Genomic DNA, 18,055 nt, shown 5'->3' with positions numbered 1-18,055 from the left:
TGTTATTTAACATATTCGAATTTTATTCCCAATTTTTTAATTTTTGAATTTAAGGTGGTTGAGGGAATGTTAAGGATTTCTGCAGCACCACCCGGACCAAATATTTTGCCCTTACACATTTTTAAAATGCTCATAATGTGTTCCCTTTCCATCTCTTCCATGGTTTTAACTTTAAAATGGTCTCCTTCGGCAAAGTTGGTTGCAGCAGTAACATTAGGAAGTTCAACTTTGGTTATTGTATCTCCTTCTGTGAGCAGCATGGTTCTTTCAATGAGGTGTTCCAATTCCCTGATATTTCCCGGCCAGTCGTAATCCTGCAGTTCATTCAGCGCATCAGCAGCTATCGCAGTAACCGATGAAGATCCTTTTTTGCCATATTTATCAATAAAATAAGCAACTAAAGCAGGTATATCCTCTTTTCTATCACGTAAAGAAGGTAATTCAATTGGAAAAACATTCAATCTATAGTATAAATCCAGGCGGAAACGGCCTTCTGCAACTTCTTTCTCAAGGTTTCTGTTGGTGGCCGTAATAATTCTGACGTTTATTTTCTTGGTGTAATTTCCGCCCAAACGTTCAATTTCTTTTTCTTGCAGTACCCTTAAAAGTTTTACCTGTGCTTCTAAAGGAAGTTCGCCAATCTCATCAAGAAAAATCGAACCTCCGTCGGCCTGTTCAAATTTACCGATACGTTTATCGTTCGCACCTGTAAATGAACCTTTTTCATGTCCAAAAAGCTCCGATTCTATTAATGTTAAAGGCAATGCCGCACAGTTTACGGTAACCAGTGGTTTGTTTTTCCGCGGAGATAATTTATGAATGGTTTGTGCTATTTTTTCTTTTCCTGTACCACTTTCGCCCAAAATAAGCACCGAAGTGTCATCAGGTGCCACCAGCTCCAGCTTTTTAAAAGCGGCATGCAGTAAACTGCTGTTCCCGATAATGCCATTAAAATCTTTAGGCTTTTCTATTGCCTGCTCCTTTTTAATAATGGTTTTTTCAACTGCTGGTGCGGTTATTACAGGAGATTCTGCAACACTATCCTTACTGAAAATGATTTTATCTAAAACGAGCTCAAGGCTTTTTTTGAACTGATTAATTATACCCGAATGCACTTTGGTATAAATATCTGAAAGTTTATTAAAGAAAACGAACTGAAACACTTCGCCATCCCTTTCAATTTCGGTAATTAAGGCCGATCCAAGATTGTAATGATTAGAAAGCGCCTGGATGTACAAACTTTCCATTCTCAATTTCCGAAAATCGTAACCGTTAAAAATCGATTTTCCATTATAAATAATCGCATTGCTGTTCCATGCCTTAAAATCCCGACCAGAAATACTGGTTTCTTTTAATAAGGCATCGGTATTCAGGATATTGAATTTACCCTCCGCGCTGCGGCTGATGTATACATCTTTCGTTGTGGTACGCGGTGTTGATCGGGTAATCCACAAAAAATCAAAAGGTACCACAGGGTGCAAAACGGTGCTGATTTGTTTCAGCCTTTCTGAGCCAGATTCTTGCTTTTCGGCAATATGTTCGATTTGGTTTTGTAGCGATGGCTCAGCATGGTGATTGTATTTCTGGTTTTGTTCATGCCTGTAGCGGGCGATGTCCAGCATCACCATCAAGTCTTTCTCGCGGAAAGGTTTAACCAGAAAGCCATAGGGCAGGGTTGCTTTTGCGGCTTCCAAAATCCCCTGGTTGGTGTTTGCAGAGATATAAATAAAAGGAATGCCCATTTTGGTAAGTTCACCAGCTAAATCGATTCCAGTTTTATCACCCTGCAAAAAAATATCAAGCAAAATCCAGTCGGGTTCTTTTGTTGCGATTAATTCAAGAGCCTTTACTACCGATGGTGCAATCCCACACACTTTATAACCAGCTTTTTCGAGCATAATCCGCAGATCGTTGGCTACAATAAATTCATCTTCTACAATTAAGATCTTCTGTTTCATGTTCAATTTCAGCGAGCGTAATAATAAACCCACAATTAAGGTTTGTGGAGGTTAACATGGTATCATCAAATCAAGAAAAATACCATAAACTAAGCTTTTGTTTATCAGCACTTTATTTGCTTTACTATATTTTAGAATTGATGATATATCGTCGATTTACTAAATATCATGAGCGTTGAATATTGAGTTTTTTTATTTTTGAATTTAATGTGGTTGCCGGGATGCCCAATAGTTCGGCTGCGCCACCGCTGCCAGCAACCTTGCCTTTACAGAGTTCTAATACCCTGATAATGTGATCTCTTTCGTTTTCGCTGATTGATTTTATTCCACTTTGCGAAGTAGCATCCTCATTTTTAATTCCGGGTTCGAGCACAGATGGATCGAGTTTGCTGTTTGAAGAGAGGAGGATGCTCCGAAGCATAACATGTTCCAGCTCACGGATGTTACCCGGCCAATCATATAGCATAAGTTTATCCATAAAATCGAGCGGTATTTGTGGCACACTTTTTCCAATGGCTTTGGCATGTTTCTGCGCAAAAAAATCGGCCAATACCGGAATATCTGTTTTACGCTGCCGGAGTGGGGGAGCCTGTATCGGAAAAACATTGAGGCGGTAGAAAAGGTCAAGTCTGAACCTCCCTTTGGCAATCTCTTTTTCTAAATTGAGGTTGGTGGCTGCAATTATCCGTAAATCAACATTAATGGGAGCTTTACCACCAATGCGCTCAATTTCCTTTTCTTGCAATGCCCTAAGCAGTTTAGCCTGAAGATCGAAAGGCATTTCACCAATTTCATCTAAAAAGATGGTGCCGCCGTTGGCCTCTTCAAATTTCCCTATTCTGGTATCAATTGCACCTGTAAAAGCTCCTTTTTCGTGCCCAAATAAAATAGATTCAATTAAATCGCCGGGTAATGCAGCACAATTTACCGCCACCATGGGTTTTGTATTTCTGTGTGATAAACGGTGCAGGCTTTTTGCAATTTCTTCTTTTCCTGTTCCGCTTTCTCCGGTAATTAATACCGATGTATCCGTTGGAGCAACGATTTTTATCTTATCTAAAACGCTCAATAAGGCCGTGCTTTTGCCAATAATGTTTTCGAAATCTTTTTTTGCCAGTGGGTTATGATCGCTTTCTTTATGTGAAACAGGTTCTATTCCGGCTTTTTCGAGTTCGATGATGTGTACCAGTTTTTTCGCCAGTGTGCCCGATAAGAAATTAAGCATTTCCATATGTGCCTGATGGTAAATGTTTTCTGTTCTGCTGTAAAATGAGAAACTGATCTGATCGCCATTTTCGAGGTGAAATGTTTTTACCAGATTGGAATGAAGGTGATAGGTGGTGGCAATTAAATTTTTCATCGCGGCAGCTTTTTTTACCGCTTCAAAATCATCGCCGATATAAATGGCATCGGCTGTGGTTTGTGGCACCAGTTGGTTTATTTTGTTGTATTCGGCCCTGCTTAAACCCGTGTAGGTTAAAAATTCGTTTACGGTAAATAAATCATATAAATCGAAATTTTTTCTGGTAATTCCAATTTCGCTGTACCGCTTTTTATCTTTTCCAATGCCCGAAAGTGCGATAAAATCAAATGGGATATAGGGCTGAAAAGCGCGTGCAATCGACAAAATTTTCTTTTGCCAGGTTAACGATTTTAAGGAAATATCAACAATAAAATCGCGCATAAAAAGCTCGCTGCTCATTTTCATGTTGTTGTTGTTTTCCTTTCGGTACCTGGCAATATCTATGCTCATTAAAACGTCACGATCCCGATAGGGTTTAACAATAAACCCATACGGTGCGGTAGATTTTGCCGCCTCCAATACTTTTTCGTTCGAGTTTGCCGAAATATAAATGAAAGGAATCTGGCTTTTCATCAGCTGCTGTGCCAAATCAATTCCGGTAAGCCTGCCTTTTAGGTAAATATCCAAAAGAACAAGATCTACCGATTGTTTTTCGAGTATGGCCTGTGCACTTTTTACTGAATCGGCAATGCCTGCAACGGTATACCCGGCACGTTGTAAAATCATTTGCAGATCGTGGGCTACAATAAACTCATCTTCAACAATTAGAATTTTTTCCGTATTCATCTTCATTTAATCATTCGATAATAATAAGTCTTCCGGTGTGTTTGCAAAAATCAGGCTTACCAATACACCGTTATTATCTTCCATGTTAAAAATACCATCAATTTGCGCACTTAGCCCTTTCATTAAGGTAAGGCCCAGCGTACGGCTTTGTTCATAGTCAAAATCAGGTGCTAAACCAATTCCATTGTCTTTTATTGATAATTTATATTGTGTTTCCTGGTACTTTTTTAAACTAACCGAAATCTGTCCGCCAGTTGTGTTTGGAAATGCGTATTTAAAAATATTGGTAATGGCCTCGTTAATAATCAAACCCATTGGTACTGCTTTTGTAATATCCAGTTCGAGGTTTAAAATATCCAATTCAAAATTTAACCTTTTATCATCCGAAAGGCTTTCTTTTAAATACTCAACCAGTTCCATAATATACGGCTGAATATTGATCGTGGAGACGTTATCTGTTTGATAGAGCTTTTGATGAATTAATGCAATGCTTTTAAGCCGGTGCTGACTCTCTTTTATGGCTTCTATTGCCGAAACATCTTCCAGGTAATAGCTCTGGCTGTTTAACAAGCTCATGGTAAGCTGAAGGTTGTTTTTAACCCGGTGGTGCACTTCCTTAATTAAGCTTTCTTTTTCTTCAATCAGTTTGTTTTTTTGTTGCACATTAACTTCAAGTGCTGCATAGGCAAGGTCGATATCTGCTTTTTTCTTCACCAATGTATCATGAAGTTTCTTTTTCAGCCTAAACCTGCCATAAATGAGGAGGATTAAAACGGTTAAAAAGGCGAGACCAACAACTGTAGCATTTTTTATCAGTTGAATGCGGTTAAGCTCCTGGCTCTGCAATTGTGATTTTTTCCGCAGAATTTCATTTTCATTTTCTTTTTGCGAGGCCTGAAACTCTACCTGTAAACGCTCAATGGTATTTAAATTTTCCTGACTAAGCATGGAATCCCTAAGCTTGTGAAAAGTTTGGAGGTGGGTAATTGCTTCTGCCGGATGCTTTGTAGATAAATCAATTTTGTAAAGAATTTCATTTAAACGGATCTGCCTCGGCAACGTCATGCTGATTTGGTTTTCGCGGGCCTTTTCGGCAAATTGTAAGGCAAGTTGGTATTTGTTCTGTGCAAAGTAAAATTCGCTTACGGAGAAGAATACAGAAGTTTGAAAAGTATTGGAGTAGCTTTTTAAGGTGCCATCTACAAGCAGTTGATCGAAGTACTTTTTAGCGAGATTGTATTTTTTTAATGCCGAGTAACATTCGCCAAATGCCAGATACATAAAATATTCGTGGCCGCTTGAAGGATTATTAACTTCCTTCCAAGTTCTTTCCAGTATGGATAATGCTTTTTTGGCCTGCCCCAGTTTAATCATCTGGCTAGTAATAGAATAGGCGGTAACAAACCGGTAAGGATCATTTTTTTCCTGATTGTTAAGGGTTTTACTGTACCAGGCAATGCTTTCTTTCGTTTTGCCCATGGCCTCGTAAGCAGAACCAACGCGATTTAGATACGTATCGAGCACTTCTTCGTGATTGTTTTGTGCAATTTTTACGCTTAGCAAAGCGCAATTTAGTGCCTTACTTAATTCTCCCTTTCTTTCGTAAACTGCAGAAAGTAAATCATAAGCCATTGGCAAATCGGGCAGTTTAAACTTTCTATCCAGTGCAATAACCTCAAATAGTTCTTTTATCGACAGATCAAACTTTTCTTCCTCTAAATGAAAATCGGCCATAGCCTTTAAAACTGTTGCCTCTCTGTATTTCTCGTTAAAAGAAGTGCCTATTTCCTTATATAAAGCATGTGCATTGGCGGCACGGTTGTAAAATGATTTGTTTTTGTAATCCGAAACCGTATCCGGCACATTTATATAATAGGTGTACCAGGCGTTCGCCTCAAATTTTTTGTTGTTGATTGCTTTTGCTATAGAAATTGCTTTTTCATAGGCCAAAGCCTGTTGCACCCTAAAATGTTTTTTATTGTAAAATCGGCCATACATCATCCAACTGCGGTATTCCCAGTTTGCGGAAATAATTTTTTGGGATAGATTTAATGCGTTTCTCAGGTACAATGAAGCACTTGCCAAATTTTTAGGATTATTGCCTTTTTGCCTGATGAAATGGCTGGCAAGACTTAAAAAGTATTTTACCCTGTTCGTATCGGGTTTTGACTCAGCAAGAAGTGTTTTTAATGTTTGTAAAGAATCTGTACTTGAACTGTTTAACTGGTTTCGGGCTGAGGTATTTTTACTTTTAATGAGGATTAAACTAAAAATTCCGAACACAGCAAAAAGCAGCACAATTTTATTGATGCTTTTTCTTGCAATCGTATATTTAAGCAGTTTTTTTAAATCAATCATCAATTTTACTTATTCAGGATATGTTCTCTTGTAATTTTAAATTTTTTAATTTTTGAGTTTAGGGTAGTAGCAGGAATATTTAAGATTTCTGCAGCACCACCAACACCGGAGATTTTACCTTTACAGCGTTTTAGTATCGATAAAATATGGTCGCGTTCGTTCTCGTGGATACTCTTGATCTTTTGCTCCTCAGTATTGTTTATGGCTTCATTCCGATCTATTTTGGGTAAATGTATTTCCTTTAACACGTTGCCCGATGTTAACAATATGCTCCTTTCTATCAGGTGCTCAAGCTCCCTCACATTGCCAGGCCATGGGTAAAGCATTAGTTTGTTTAAGGCACTTTTTGAAATAGAATTTACCTGGCGACCTGTTTTTTTCGAAATGCGCTCAATAAAAAATCCTGCCAGGTTTGGGATATCCTCCAATCGCTCTCTCAGTGGCGGAATAGAAATGGGGAATACGTTTAATCTGTAATATAAGTCGCTTCTGAAATTCCCTTTTTCTACGTCTTTTAAAAGGTTTCTGTTGGTTGCAGCAATAATTCTAACATTTGTTTTAATTACGGTTTTACCGCCAATTCTTTCAATTTCCTTTTCCTGCAAGGCCCTTAACAACTTCACCTGGAGATCAAGCGGAAGTTCGCCTATTTCATCCAAAAAAAGTGTTCCGTTATGGGCCAGCTCAAACTTCCCGATCCGCCGCTCTGTTGCGCCTGTAAAACTGCCTTTTTCATGTCCAAAAAGTTCACTTTCAGCCAAACCTGTGGGAATTGCAGCGCAATTAATTTTTACCATCAATTCCTTTTTCCGAAGTGAGGCATTATGTAACGCCCTCGCAATCAGTTCCTTTCCGGTTCCTGTTTCTCCAATAATGAGCACTGTGCTATCAGTAGCCGCTACATGATCAATGAGGTGAAAAATTCCTTTTATTTGCTGGCTCTGACCAATAATTTCTGAATGGTTGTATTTGTGTTGAATTTCTTCCTTCAGGTAACTTTTTTCGCCTTCTAATTTCTCTTTGTATGCATTGATTTCTACTAATTGCCGCTCGATTTTTTCGTTTGCGATAATGTTCGATATTGCGATTGAAATTTGTAACGAAATACCGTGAAGTAAATCAAAATAGATGTTGGATAAAGAATTTATATTTCTAGTGTAGAGGTAAAAGAAACCAATGCATCCCGATCGATCGACCATTTTAAGTCCGATCATTTCTTTAATGCCTTTATTGTGCCAAAATTCCAGCCAGGCAGGTGCATCATCCCAGGTCAAAACATCTTTTACGTTAAAAACGATTGGCTTTTCTGATGAAATCATTGCCCTGCACATGCCATCATTAAGTGTATATTTCTTAGAAGCTTCTGGCGCTATACCTGCTGTTTTAAGGAAATCTTCTTTTTGGTTATAGATAAAAGCACTATGGGATTTCTGGTCTTCATTGATCAAACAGATTACAAAATCATTAAAATCGAAGAGTTTTTTAAGCTTTTGGTCAATTACTTCAAAAAGATCAAGCTTATTGCGAATGGAAGCTATTGAATTGCTTAACGATAACAGCACTGCATTTTCTCTTTCTTTTTGCTCGAGCTTTTTTTTCAGAAGTGAATTTTCATTTTCAAGAGAGAAAGCTTCATCAAAACTTACGCCGGCATGTTCTTGATTTTGAACTTCAGATAAATTGCCTTTGCTTTCCATGCTGCTAAAGTAAGGTTTATAATTTTAATTAATGATTACTGGTGTGTTAAATATGTAACGAAATTTCGTGAGTAAGTTTATTTTATTGTTGACTTTTAGTAAGTTATGGTTGTTTATTATGATTTATATTTTTTGTATAATTTCGTTATAAGTATTGTTTTCTCGGGCATATTTCAGAGATTTTATCACCCATATTTCGTCCTGCTCAACTTGTTTCAGCATCTTATCCACGCAAAAACAGATCCTGAAATAAATTCAGGAAGACGATGTGACGGAAGAAGATTCTAATTATTCAGCTCCGTGTTTTCCTTGTGTTCTCTGTGGTAAAAACCAAAATACCAAGTCGTCCTGCTGAACTTATTTCAGTCATTCACAGCGAGTCGTCCTGCTGAACTCGTTTCAGCATCTTATCCACGCAAAAACAGATCCTGAAATAAATTCAGGATGACGGTGTGACGAAAGAAGACTCTAATTACCCAACTTCGTGTTTTCCTTTGTGTTCTCTGTGGTAAAAACCACCACACCAAGTCGTCCTTCTGAACTTGTTTTAGTCATTTACAGCGAGTCGTCCTGCTGAACTTATTTCATCATCTATCAGTACAAGTGAACAGATCCTGAAATAAATTCAGGAAGACGATGTGACGGAAGAAGATTCTAATTACCCAGCTCCGTGTTTTCCTTTGTGTTCTCTGTGGTAAAAACCAACGCACCAAGTCGTCCTGCTGAACTTGTTTCAGCATCTTATCCACGCAAAAACAGGTCCTGAAATAAATTCAGGAAGACGATGTGACGGAATAGGATTCTAATAACCCAGCTCCGTGTTCTCTGTGGTAAAAACCAAAACACCAAGTCGTCCTGCTGAACTCGTTTCAGCATCTTATCATCGCAAATGATAAAACAGATCCTGAAATAAATTCAGGATGACGGTGTGACGGAAGAAGATTCTAATTACCCAGCTTCGTGTTTTCCTTAGTGTTCTTTGTGGTAAAAACCAACACACCAAATTCGTCCTGCTGAACTTGTTTTAATTACTACACATATATCGTCCTGCTGAACTTGTTTCAGCATCTATCAGTACAAGTGAACAGATCCTGAAATAAATTCAGGAAGACGATGTAGTGGAACTATTTTCCTCAGCACCTTGTTGTTAAAAAACTCAAAATTCGTAAATCAACGATATATAGTTAATAGTAAACTCGCTTTTTAATTGTAAATAATTGATATATAAGATCTTAACTGATGGTATGTTTCTTGGAAAGATGATAGAAACAAAAAATATTATAATTATGAAACCATCACCAGACTTATTATCCCCAGAAAACCACGCCTTAGTATTGATTGATTTTGAAGGACAAATGGCTTTTGCAACAAAGAGCATTGCCATTACCGAACTCCGTACCAATGTAGCCATTATTTGCGGTGCATCTAAAATTTTTAATATCCCAACCATTGTAACCACTGTTGCTGAAGAATCTTTTTCAGGACCAGTTTTTCCGGAAGTTGAAGAATTTTATCCTCAGGCCACTTCAAATTATATTGATAGAACTTCGATGAATACCTGGGAGGATGAACCTGCTTACAAAGCAATTACCGGAACAGGAAAAAAGAAACTTGTATTGGCTGGCCTTTGGACAGGCGTTTGCATCGTTGGTCCGGCATTATCTGCTTTATCAGAAGGTTTTGATGTTTTCGTAATTACCGATGCCTGTGGCGATGTAAGCAATGAGGCACACGAACGTGCAGTACAACGAATGGTACATGCAGGGGTAAAACCAGTAACATCGGTTCAATATCTCCTCGAATTGCAGAGAGATTGGGCAAGAACAGAAACCTATGAGCCTGTAACTACATTGATGAAAAAATATGGTGCGGGTTATGGTCTTGGCATTCAGTACGCACACAAAATGTTAAAACACTAATCCTCATTTACAATAAAAATGAGAACCAATTATCCCCATTTGGCATTTATTTTGGTTATTTGTTTTTGCTTATCAACAGCAACTGCATTTGCCCAGGGCATTAAATTAATGCGCTACGATGAGGATTATAGCAATCTGAAAGATTCGGACAGGAATTTCTACAATACATTAAAATTCCTGCCGCTTTCTGCCAGTAAAAAAGTTTACTTCAGTTTTGGAGGTGAATTAAGATCCGAATATGGGGGCAAAATAAATGAAGACTGGATTAAAAGCCAGGGTTATAACCAGTCATTTCTGCAAAGGTACTCGCTTTATACCGATTTAAATATTGGTACAAGATTGCGTTTTTTCGCCCAGGTAAACAGTGCTCTCGAAAATGGGAGTAAATACGGACCATCTCCGGTTGATGAAGATCAGCTTGCGGTACAAAATTTATTTGCAGAATACAGGATTCTTAAAGATTCTACACAAAAATTAGCCATTAGGGTAGGCAGGCAGGAGATTAATTATGGTTCGGGCAGGCTAATATCTGTTCGCGAGGGTACAACGGTGCGCCAGTATTTTACAGGAGCCAAACTGATGTATAAAACACCCCGTTTTACTGTGGATGCATTTGTGCTGGCGGCTGATGAAGTTAATTTCGGCGTATTCGACAACCATACAAACCACCAGGCCAACCTTTGGGGAGCATATTCAAATTTAAATATCCAGCAAGGTGGAAACTTCGATTTTTATTATTTAGGCATCAGGCGTGATAATGCCGAATTTGAAGAAGGTATTGAAAAAGAAATTAGGCATACCCTGGCTACACGTTATTGGAAAGGTGGAGGTGGCTTTATTTATAACCTGGAAGCGGCCTACCAGTTTGGAAAGTTTGGAAACGGAAATATCAATGCCTGGACAATTGCCATTGAGATTGGTTATACTTTTGAAGAATCCAAATTTAAGCCTTCTTTAAACCTGCGTAATGATTACATCTCCGGAGATAAAAAAGCTGGCGATGGAAAGCTTCAAACTTTTAATCCTTTATATCCAAAGGGAGGTTATTTTGGATTTAACCCACTCATCGGGCCTTCTAATTTAATCGATCTGCACCCGTACCTAACCCTCAACTTAACCGATAAATTAAGTGCACAGGCAGATGTTGTTTTCAACTGGAGATACTCCTTAAATGATGGGATTTATCGCCCAAGCGGAAATTTTAACACAGCATGCTCACTTTCTAACCACCGCTTTATTGGTACGACTTATTTGCTCAGTGCAGATTATAAATTCAATAATAATCTTTCATTCAGCTGCGGAGGACAATATTTTAAGGTAGGTGGCTTTATTAAAGATCTCGTACCACTCAACGATAACTCAAAGTTTTTTAATGCACAAGTATCATACAAATTTTAAATAAAAGAAAATGAAAAATAACTTCACAAAACAATCAAAATCTCCTTTTAAAAGCATAAGGGTAGCTATAACTATATTTTGTGTATTTGTAGCAGGAACAACTTTTGCACAGAGCACAACAACCGCAATTGGAACCTCAAAAGTATGGGGGACAGTAGATGGAATTGCAATCGAAGGCGTAGTTCAAGGTCCTTCAGCGCAGGTTAGCGAATTACAGGTAGCTTGTGTTTTCGAATACACAGAGGGTGATATTTTTAATTCGCCCCCAGCGCTGCCGCCAGCTTTAAACGGTTTGGTGCATTTAGATCAGGATACCAAAGGTTTATTAACTGAAATCCGCAAGAGCGGGAAATTTCTTGGTCACGCCAACGAAACATTACTAATTACACCCCCAAAAGGCATAATCGGTGGAAAACATTTGCTTTTAATCGGTTTGGGCGATCGCAGCAAATTTACACCAGAACTTATGACAGGCGTAGGCAGCGTGGCGATGAGAGAGGCATTAAAACTTGGTGTTAGCAATTTTGCTTTCGCAAGCGATTTAAAAGACGCCGGAATTGATTCGCCAACAGCTTTGGTTGCAGGCAATGTGGTAAAAGGTATTTTCGAAGCGTACCGTACGCAGGTTTGGTTAAAAGAAAAGAAAATGACTGCAATTAAACCCATCACAAAGGTAATTCTACTTGCAGGCCCGGCATTTTTTACCACAGCGGGAGAAGGAATTCAGCAAGCCATTGCAGCAATTAAAAATTAATCACCATAAAACTGATGAACACGATGAGTGCAGACATGATTTTATTCAATGGTAAAATACATACCATTGCCAAACATAAAAGTGAAATAACTGCGGTTGCCATTAAAGACGGAAAGTTTGTTGCCGTGGGTGCCGATGCAGATGTAATGGCTTTTTCAGATTCAGAAACCAGGCTGATCGATCTTGGAAAAAAACGTGTGGTACCTGGTATAAACGATTCGCATATCCATTTAATCCGTGGTGGGTTAAACTTCAACCTCGAATTGCGTTGGGATGGCGTGCCATCACTTGCCGATGCACTCAGGATGCTTAAAGAGCAGGTAGATGTTACCCCTTCGCCCCAATGGGTACGCGTGGTAGGAGGTTGGTCTGAATTTCAGTTCGCAGAAAGAAGAATGCCAACGCTGGAAGAAATAAATGCCATAGCACCCGAAACCCCGGTTTTTATCCTTCATTTATACGACCGTGCTTTTATGAACCGCGCTGCCCTTAAAGCAGTTGGCTATACAAAAGATACGCCTGCGCCTCCGGGTGGCGAAATCCAGAGAGACGCAAATGGCGAACCTACAGGATTAATTATCGCCAGCCCCAATGCCATGATTTTATACTCAACTTTGGCCAAAGGACCGAAACTATCGTACGAACACCAGGTAAATTCTACGCGTCATTTTATGACGGAGCTAAACCGCTTTGGTATTACCAGTGTAATTGATGCAGGGGGTGGTTTTCAAAATTTTCCTGATGATTATAAGGTGGTAAACGAACTCAACGAACAAAAGCAACTCACCGTTCGAATTGCCTATAATTTATTTACCCAACGCCCAAAGCAAGAATTTGAAGATTTTGACAACTGGACCAGCTCAGTAAAACTTTACCAGGGTGATGACATGTACCGCCATAACGGAGCAGGCGAAATGCTTGTTTTTTCTGCAGCCGATTTTGAAGATTTTCTTCAGCCAAGGCCCGATCTTTCTGATAATATGGAACCCGAACTTGAGCGTGTAGTGCGTTTACTGGTGGAGAAAAGATGGCCGTTCAGATTGCATGCTACCTATAACGAAAGCATTGGCCGTTTTTTAAATGTTTTTGAAAAAGTAAACCGGGATATCCCTTTTGCAGGCTTACCGTGGATATTCGACCATGCCGAAACCATTGATGAGCGCAATATCGAACGTGTAAAGGCGTTGGGTGGAGGTATCGCAATTCAAAGTAGAATGGCTTATCAGGGCGAATATTTTACCGAACGTTACGGTGCTAAAGCGGCATTGCAAACACCGCCGGTTAAAAAGATGCTCGAAATGGAAGTTCCTGTAGGTGGTGGTTCTGATGCTACCCGGGTAAGCAGTTACAATCCATGGGTTTCGATGTTTTGGCTAACCGCTGGTAAAACAGTTGGCGGCTTAAAAATCTACAATGAAGAAACTGTTCTTTCGAGAGCAACCGCTTTAGAACTTTATACCCGGGGCAGCGCATGGTTTTCCAACGAACAGCAAAAGAAAGGTGATATTGAAGTGGGCATGCTGGCCGATTTAGCCGTACTTAACCACGATTATTTCGAAGTGGCTGATGATCAGATCAAAAGTATCGAATCTGATTTGACCATTGTTGATGGTAAAATTGTGTATGCAAAAGGAGATTTTTCGCCTTTTTCGCCGCCAAAAGTTCCAATTCTGCCCGATTGGTCGCCAACAAACAGTTACAACGGCTATTATTCAGCAGCTACCCACAAAACAAATCAGCAGGGTAAAACAAAAGGAGCGAATGGAACCGATGCTGTTTTAGCCATGGTGCACTCGTGTGTAGGCAGTTGCAACGTGCATAACCACAACCACGATGCAGTAAGAACCAGTAACCTTCCTGTAAACAACTATACTGCTTTTTGGGGCGCACTGGGTTGCTCATGTTTTGCTTTTTAATTATGGAAAATATCATCAAATACCTGCTTTATTCTGACTTAGGGACAGACATAAACAATTGGGCCGTACTTATTTTCAGGGTGTTGCTCATGCTTGAACTTTTCAGGGTTCATGGAATGAAAAAATTCCGTGTACAAAACGGAGAAAAAGAGCATGTTCCCAATCCCCTGGGTTTACCAGATAAACTGAATGGGCTTGTGGCTACTTTTTCTGATACGATTGTGCCATTTCTGGTTGCAATAGGGTTCGGAACCAGGCTTTTCCTCATGCCTTCAATAGGGGTAACGGCAATTGGCTATTTTGTAGTGCACCGTAAAGATTCGATAGAAGTACGTGATGTACCCTATATGTACACACTCGCCATGCTTTTTTTATGGCTCATCGGACCAGGAACATTATCAATAGATCATTACATATTGAACAATTTTTTTAACTACTAAATAAACATCAAAATCACAAAAACATGGAAGCTAAAATTGGAATCAGCGCAGAAAACCTCGCAGAGGTGGCACATTCATTAAGCAAAATTCTTGCTGATGAGTACGTTTTATACACCAAAACCCGCAAGGCACATTGGAATGTAGAAGGGCCGGATTTTTACAACAAACACAAGTTCTTTGAGGAACAATACACGCAATTGGAAGATATTGTAGATGAAGTTGCAGAACGGATCCGCAAACTCGGTCACTTTGCCCCAGCCTCACTTAAACAGTTTCTGGAATTAACCCACTTAACAGAAGATGACCGCGGTAAAAACGATGCCCCAACTTACATTAAAATGTTATTGGCCGATCATGAAAGTATTTTAATTCACCTGAGAGAGAATATCGATAACTATGCTGGCGCACTTAAAGATGCCGGAACCAGCGATTACATTACAGGTTTAATGGAAACGCACGAAACCATGGCCTGGATGTTAAGGGCTCACTTATCATAAATTACAAATAGAATGGAAGAAAAACAGAATAATATCTGGTTTGTAACCCTTGTATTAACCATCATTGCGGGTTATTGTGATACGATTACTTTTGTATCTGCTGATAAAATTTTTTCGGCGCACGTTACCGGAAACTTTATTGTATTTGCCTATCAAATGATTAAGGGCTCTGATGGTGATGCATGGATCAAACTGCTAACTTTTCCAATATTTATGCTCTCGGTAATGGCTGGTGGCTGGATATCGGCAAAATTTTCGAACAGGCATTTTCTGCTTTTATGCGAAGGGATTATTCTTTTGCTCGGTGGCGCATTGGCCTACTCATTAGGCTATATCGGTAATACCGAAATTACCTGGCCAATGTACCTGGTTACCATGATTGTGGTTTTTGCTATGGGTCTTCAAAATGCTTTCGGAAAACTTTTTGCCAAAGAAACCTACGGACCAACTACCATGATGACGGGTAATGTAACGCAGTTTGCGCTAGATATCAGGTCTTTCTGCAACTCAGGATTTAAAAATACCGATTTCCTTTCGGGTATAAACAAAGGTTTAATTACGCTTGGAGGGTTTTTAACCGGCTGTATTTTAGGCGCGTGGATTGGGCAGCTTTTTGGCCTGGTGGGTATTGTGCTGCCAGGTATTGCCATGGTAATTTGCTATTACAGCACAAAACCGGTTAAAAACGATGTTATAAGCTAAAGATGCCAACCCATAACAAAATACACCATTTTTGCAGCCATAGCTTTAGGTTTTGGTTAATTACTTTAATGCTAATCAGCCCTGCCCTTGCAAAAGGGCAGGGCATTAGAACCGCAAAAGAAGTAGAAACTGCAGAAATTAAACTCCGCAGGCTTGGCCAAACAGAAAGTAAAGTAGATTTATGGATCGATTTGGGTACTTATTACCTCAATTTACCCGGCGAATTGAAAACCGACCTCGCTAAGGCGATGCAACTCCGTGAACAGGCTTTTGCGCTTGCAGGCAAAATCGAATATCCTAAAGGCATTGCCAAAAGCATGGTGCTTAAAGGCAATATTTTACGTGAATCGGGTAATAAAATTTTGGCAACAAAAATATATGAACAGGCAATTGCTTACACCTCAAAGTTAAACCTGAAAGATCAATTGGCAGAGGCATATTCTGCCATGGGTAATCTGTATGGTAATGAAGGGGCAGATCTGGACAAAAAAATCGCTTATAATGAGAAATCGCTGAAGTTATACCGCCTTGCAGAAAATAAGTTAGAAGAAGGTAATTCGCTTAAAAACCTGGGCGATTATTACAATATAAAAGGTCAGCCAGCCTATGCCATAAAGCTGATGGATACTTCGCTTGCCGTTTATAAAACTGTTGGTTTTAAAGAACTGCAAGGGGTTTACAATAACATGTGTATTACCAATATCAGTCTGGGTAATTTTTCAGAAGCCCTAAAGTATGGTTTACTGGCCGAAAAAACTGCCGATCAACTGGCCGATACAAGTTTGCAAAGGAGTTCAATAAACAACCATTTAGGTTTAACTTATTATTACCTCAGGAACGATCAAAAAGCGCTTGATTATTGGTTAAAAGCAAAAAATATAGCTGAGCGATACAAAGATCCCGGTTATATGCAAACAATCATTGCCAATGTGGCCACAATTTATGTCAGGATGAAAAGGTTTGAAGAAGGAATTGCAGCACTGAAAGAACTGATAAAAAAATATCCGCCAACAGATACACAGATGAAGCTGCGCATTCCCTACATTTTATTCAATACCTATTATGATATAGCACAGTATGCGAAGGCAGAACCTTATTTTAAAACCCTAATTAAATTTCACCATGAACTACCGAAAGATGATCCGAACCAGATTTATTTATACCGCAGTATTATCAGGAAACTGATCCATGATAAGCAATTTATAGCTGCCGACGGCTATTTAAAAGAACACGAAAAACAAAGTATACAGCAAAAAAACTTACTCGCGCTTTCGCAGCTGCACAGGCTTTGGTATGATGTAGATTCTGCTTTAAATAAACCATGGTCTGCTGTGGCGCATTATAAAACCTATAAAAGGTTAACAGATTCCATCTGGAACAATGATAAAAACAAACAGATTTCAGGATTGGAAATCGAATATCAAACAGAGAAAAAAGACAAGGATATTGCGCTGCTTCATCAAAAAAATCAGTTGCAACAGGCACGTATCGGTAATGAGGAACGGGCAAGGTATTTTTTTATTGGTGGCTTAATTATAGCCGCACTGTTTGTTGGCCTCATTTATAACCGTTACCGATTAAAAAAACGGAGTAATCTTATTTTAGAGCAAAAGCAGGAAGAAATTAACACACAAAACGAACTGCTGCGAAAAATACTCGGCGAAAAAGAATGGCTGCTGCGCGAAATTCACCATCGGGTAAAAAACAACCTTCAAATAGTAATCAGTCTGCTCAATACTCAATCCGCTTATCTCGATAATGAAGATGCACTGGTTGCCATAAGGAATAGCCAAAACCGGATGCACGCCATGTCGCTCATTCATCAAAAACTGTATCAGTCTGATAATCTGGCAGAAATAGACATGAAATGGTACATTAAAGAACTGGTAGAATATATGATCGAATGCTTCGGAACCGAAAAAAGAATTCAGTTTGTTTTAGATACAGAAGCCATTAAGTTAGATGTGGCACAGGCAGTTCCGCTAGGGCTGATTTTAAATGAGGCGATTAGTAACGCAATTAAATATGCTTTTCCTGCCGGAAGAAAGGGAAATGTAAAAATAACCTTTAAAGCAAAACACGATGGAACCTGCACACTCAGTATTACTGATGATGGAGTAGGTTTGCCACTGAATTTTGATGCCGATGATAGCGAATCGTTGGGCATGAGTTTAATGACGGGGCTTACCGATCAGCTAAACGGTAAAATAGAAATGTGGAATGATAACGGTTTAACCTTAAAGGTTTCTTTTTTGCGCCACAATGAATTGTTAGTAGAAAACACATGATAACCATAAATAAATAGTCAATTAATAAAATAAATTTAA

At 39.1% G+C, this 18,055-nt stretch carries 12 protein-coding genes; 8 read left to right on the top strand and 4 right to left on the bottom strand.

The window, feature by feature from the left end; genetic code table 11:
- Window positions 1–2: 2 nt before the first annotated feature.
- From ACZZZW_RS19115 to ACZZZW_RS19100, 4 genes are all read right to left on the bottom strand, one after another.
- Entirely contained in the window at window positions 3–1,958 is a 1,956-nt protein-coding gene (locus tag ACZZZW_RS19115; RefSeq protein WP_463495851.1) for a sigma 54-interacting transcriptional regulator, read from the bottom strand.
- A 166-nt stretch (window positions 1,959–2,124) separates the two neighbouring features.
- Window positions 2,125–4,047, bottom strand: coding sequence for a sigma 54-interacting transcriptional regulator (locus ACZZZW_RS19110; protein ID WP_463495849.1), 1,923 nt, complete (start codon window positions 4,045–4,047; stop codon window positions 2,125–2,127).
- Between the two features lie 6 nt (window positions 4,048–4,053).
- The gene (locus ACZZZW_RS19105) at window positions 4,054–6,405 is read right to left on the bottom strand and encodes a tetratricopeptide repeat-containing sensor histidine kinase (RefSeq protein ID WP_463495846.1); all 2,352 of its coding nucleotides are present in this window, start codon (window positions 6,403–6,405) and stop codon (window positions 4,054–4,056) included.
- 5 nt (window positions 6,406–6,410) lie between these two features.
- Complete coding sequence (locus ACZZZW_RS19100) at window positions 6,411–8,102, bottom strand: sigma-54 interaction domain-containing protein (RefSeq protein ID WP_463495844.1); 1,692 nt, start codon at window positions 8,100–8,102, stop codon at window positions 6,411–6,413.
- A gap of 1,286 nt (window positions 8,103–9,388) precedes the next feature.
- On the opposite strand from ACZZZW_RS19100, the gene ACZZZW_RS19095 reads away from it, so the two are divergent.
- From ACZZZW_RS19095 to ACZZZW_RS19060, 8 genes are all read left to right on the top strand, one after another.
- Window positions 9,389–10,021: a hydrolase gene (locus ACZZZW_RS19095; RefSeq protein WP_463495841.1), complete on the top strand. Its 633-nt coding sequence runs from the start codon at window positions 9,389–9,391 to the stop codon at window positions 10,019–10,021.
- An 18-nt stretch (window positions 10,022–10,039) separates the two neighbouring features.
- Entirely contained in the window at window positions 10,040–11,419 is a 1,380-nt protein-coding gene (locus tag ACZZZW_RS19090; RefSeq protein ID WP_463495839.1) for an alginate export family protein, read from the top strand.
- A 10-nt stretch (window positions 11,420–11,429) separates the two neighbouring features.
- Window positions 11,430–12,173: a M17 family peptidase N-terminal domain-containing protein gene (locus ACZZZW_RS19085; protein WP_463495836.1), complete on the top strand. Its 744-nt coding sequence runs from the start codon at window positions 11,430–11,432 to the stop codon at window positions 12,171–12,173.
- Between the two features lie 23 nt (window positions 12,174–12,196).
- Window positions 12,197–14,089, top strand: coding sequence for an amidohydrolase (locus ACZZZW_RS19080; protein WP_463495834.1), 1,893 nt, complete (start codon window positions 12,197–12,199; stop codon window positions 14,087–14,089).
- A 2-nt stretch (window positions 14,090–14,091) separates the two neighbouring features.
- Window positions 14,092–14,529, top strand: coding sequence for a DoxX family protein (locus ACZZZW_RS19075; RefSeq protein ID WP_463495831.1), 438 nt, complete (start codon window positions 14,092–14,094; stop codon window positions 14,527–14,529).
- Window positions 14,530–14,552: 23 nt separating this feature from the next.
- The gene (locus tag ACZZZW_RS19070) at window positions 14,553–15,026 is read left to right on the top strand and encodes a Dps family protein (RefSeq protein ID WP_055907198.1); all 474 of its coding nucleotides are present in this window, start codon (window positions 14,553–14,555) and stop codon (window positions 15,024–15,026) included.
- Between the two features lie 12 nt (window positions 15,027–15,038).
- Complete coding sequence (locus ACZZZW_RS19065) at window positions 15,039–15,728, top strand: YoaK family protein (RefSeq protein ID WP_463495827.1); 690 nt, start codon at window positions 15,039–15,041, stop codon at window positions 15,726–15,728.
- 68 nt (window positions 15,729–15,796) lie between these two features.
- Window positions 15,797–18,016, top strand: a complete 2,220-nt coding sequence (locus tag ACZZZW_RS19060; protein ID WP_463495825.1) for a tetratricopeptide repeat-containing sensor histidine kinase — start codon at window positions 15,797–15,799, stop codon at window positions 18,014–18,016.
- Window positions 18,017–18,055 lie beyond the last annotated feature (39 nt).

This window comes from Pedobacter sp. AC379, assembly GCF_979258145.1.
The sequence above is the reverse complement of the archived record's forward strand: the minus strand, read 5'-3'. Positions and strand labels throughout refer to the sequence as shown.

Coding starts and splice junctions, on each gene's coding strand:
- ACZZZW_RS19115 (WP_463495851.1), bottom strand. CDS start 1,958: ATGAAACAGAAGATCTTAATTGTAGAAGATGAATTTATTGTAGCCAAC.
- ACZZZW_RS19110 (WP_463495849.1), bottom strand. CDS start 4,047: ATGAATACGGAAAAAATTCTAATTGTTGAAGATGAGTTTATTGTAGCC.
- ACZZZW_RS19105 (WP_463495846.1), bottom strand. CDS start 6,405: ATGATTGATTTAAAAAAACTGCTTAAATATACGATTGCAAGAAAAAGC.
- ACZZZW_RS19100 (WP_463495844.1), bottom strand. CDS start 8,102: ATGGAAAGCAAAGGCAATTTATCTGAAGTTCAAAATCAAGAACATGCC.
- ACZZZW_RS19095 (WP_463495841.1), top strand. CDS start 9,389: ATGAAACCATCACCAGACTTATTATCCCCAGAAAACCACGCCTTAGTA.
- ACZZZW_RS19090 (WP_463495839.1), top strand. CDS start 10,040: ATGAGAACCAATTATCCCCATTTGGCATTTATTTTGGTTATTTGTTTT.
- ACZZZW_RS19085 (WP_463495836.1), top strand. CDS start 11,430: ATGAAAAATAACTTCACAAAACAATCAAAATCTCCTTTTAAAAGCATA.
- ACZZZW_RS19080 (WP_463495834.1), top strand. CDS start 12,197: ATGAGTGCAGACATGATTTTATTCAATGGTAAAATACATACCATTGCC.
- ACZZZW_RS19075 (WP_463495831.1), top strand. CDS start 14,092: ATGGAAAATATCATCAAATACCTGCTTTATTCTGACTTAGGGACAGAC.
- ACZZZW_RS19070 (WP_055907198.1), top strand. CDS start 14,553: ATGGAAGCTAAAATTGGAATCAGCGCAGAAAACCTCGCAGAGGTGGCA.
- ACZZZW_RS19065 (WP_463495827.1), top strand. CDS start 15,039: ATGGAAGAAAAACAGAATAATATCTGGTTTGTAACCCTTGTATTAACC.
- ACZZZW_RS19060 (WP_463495825.1), top strand. CDS start 15,797: ATGCTAATCAGCCCTGCCCTTGCAAAAGGGCAGGGCATTAGAACCGCA.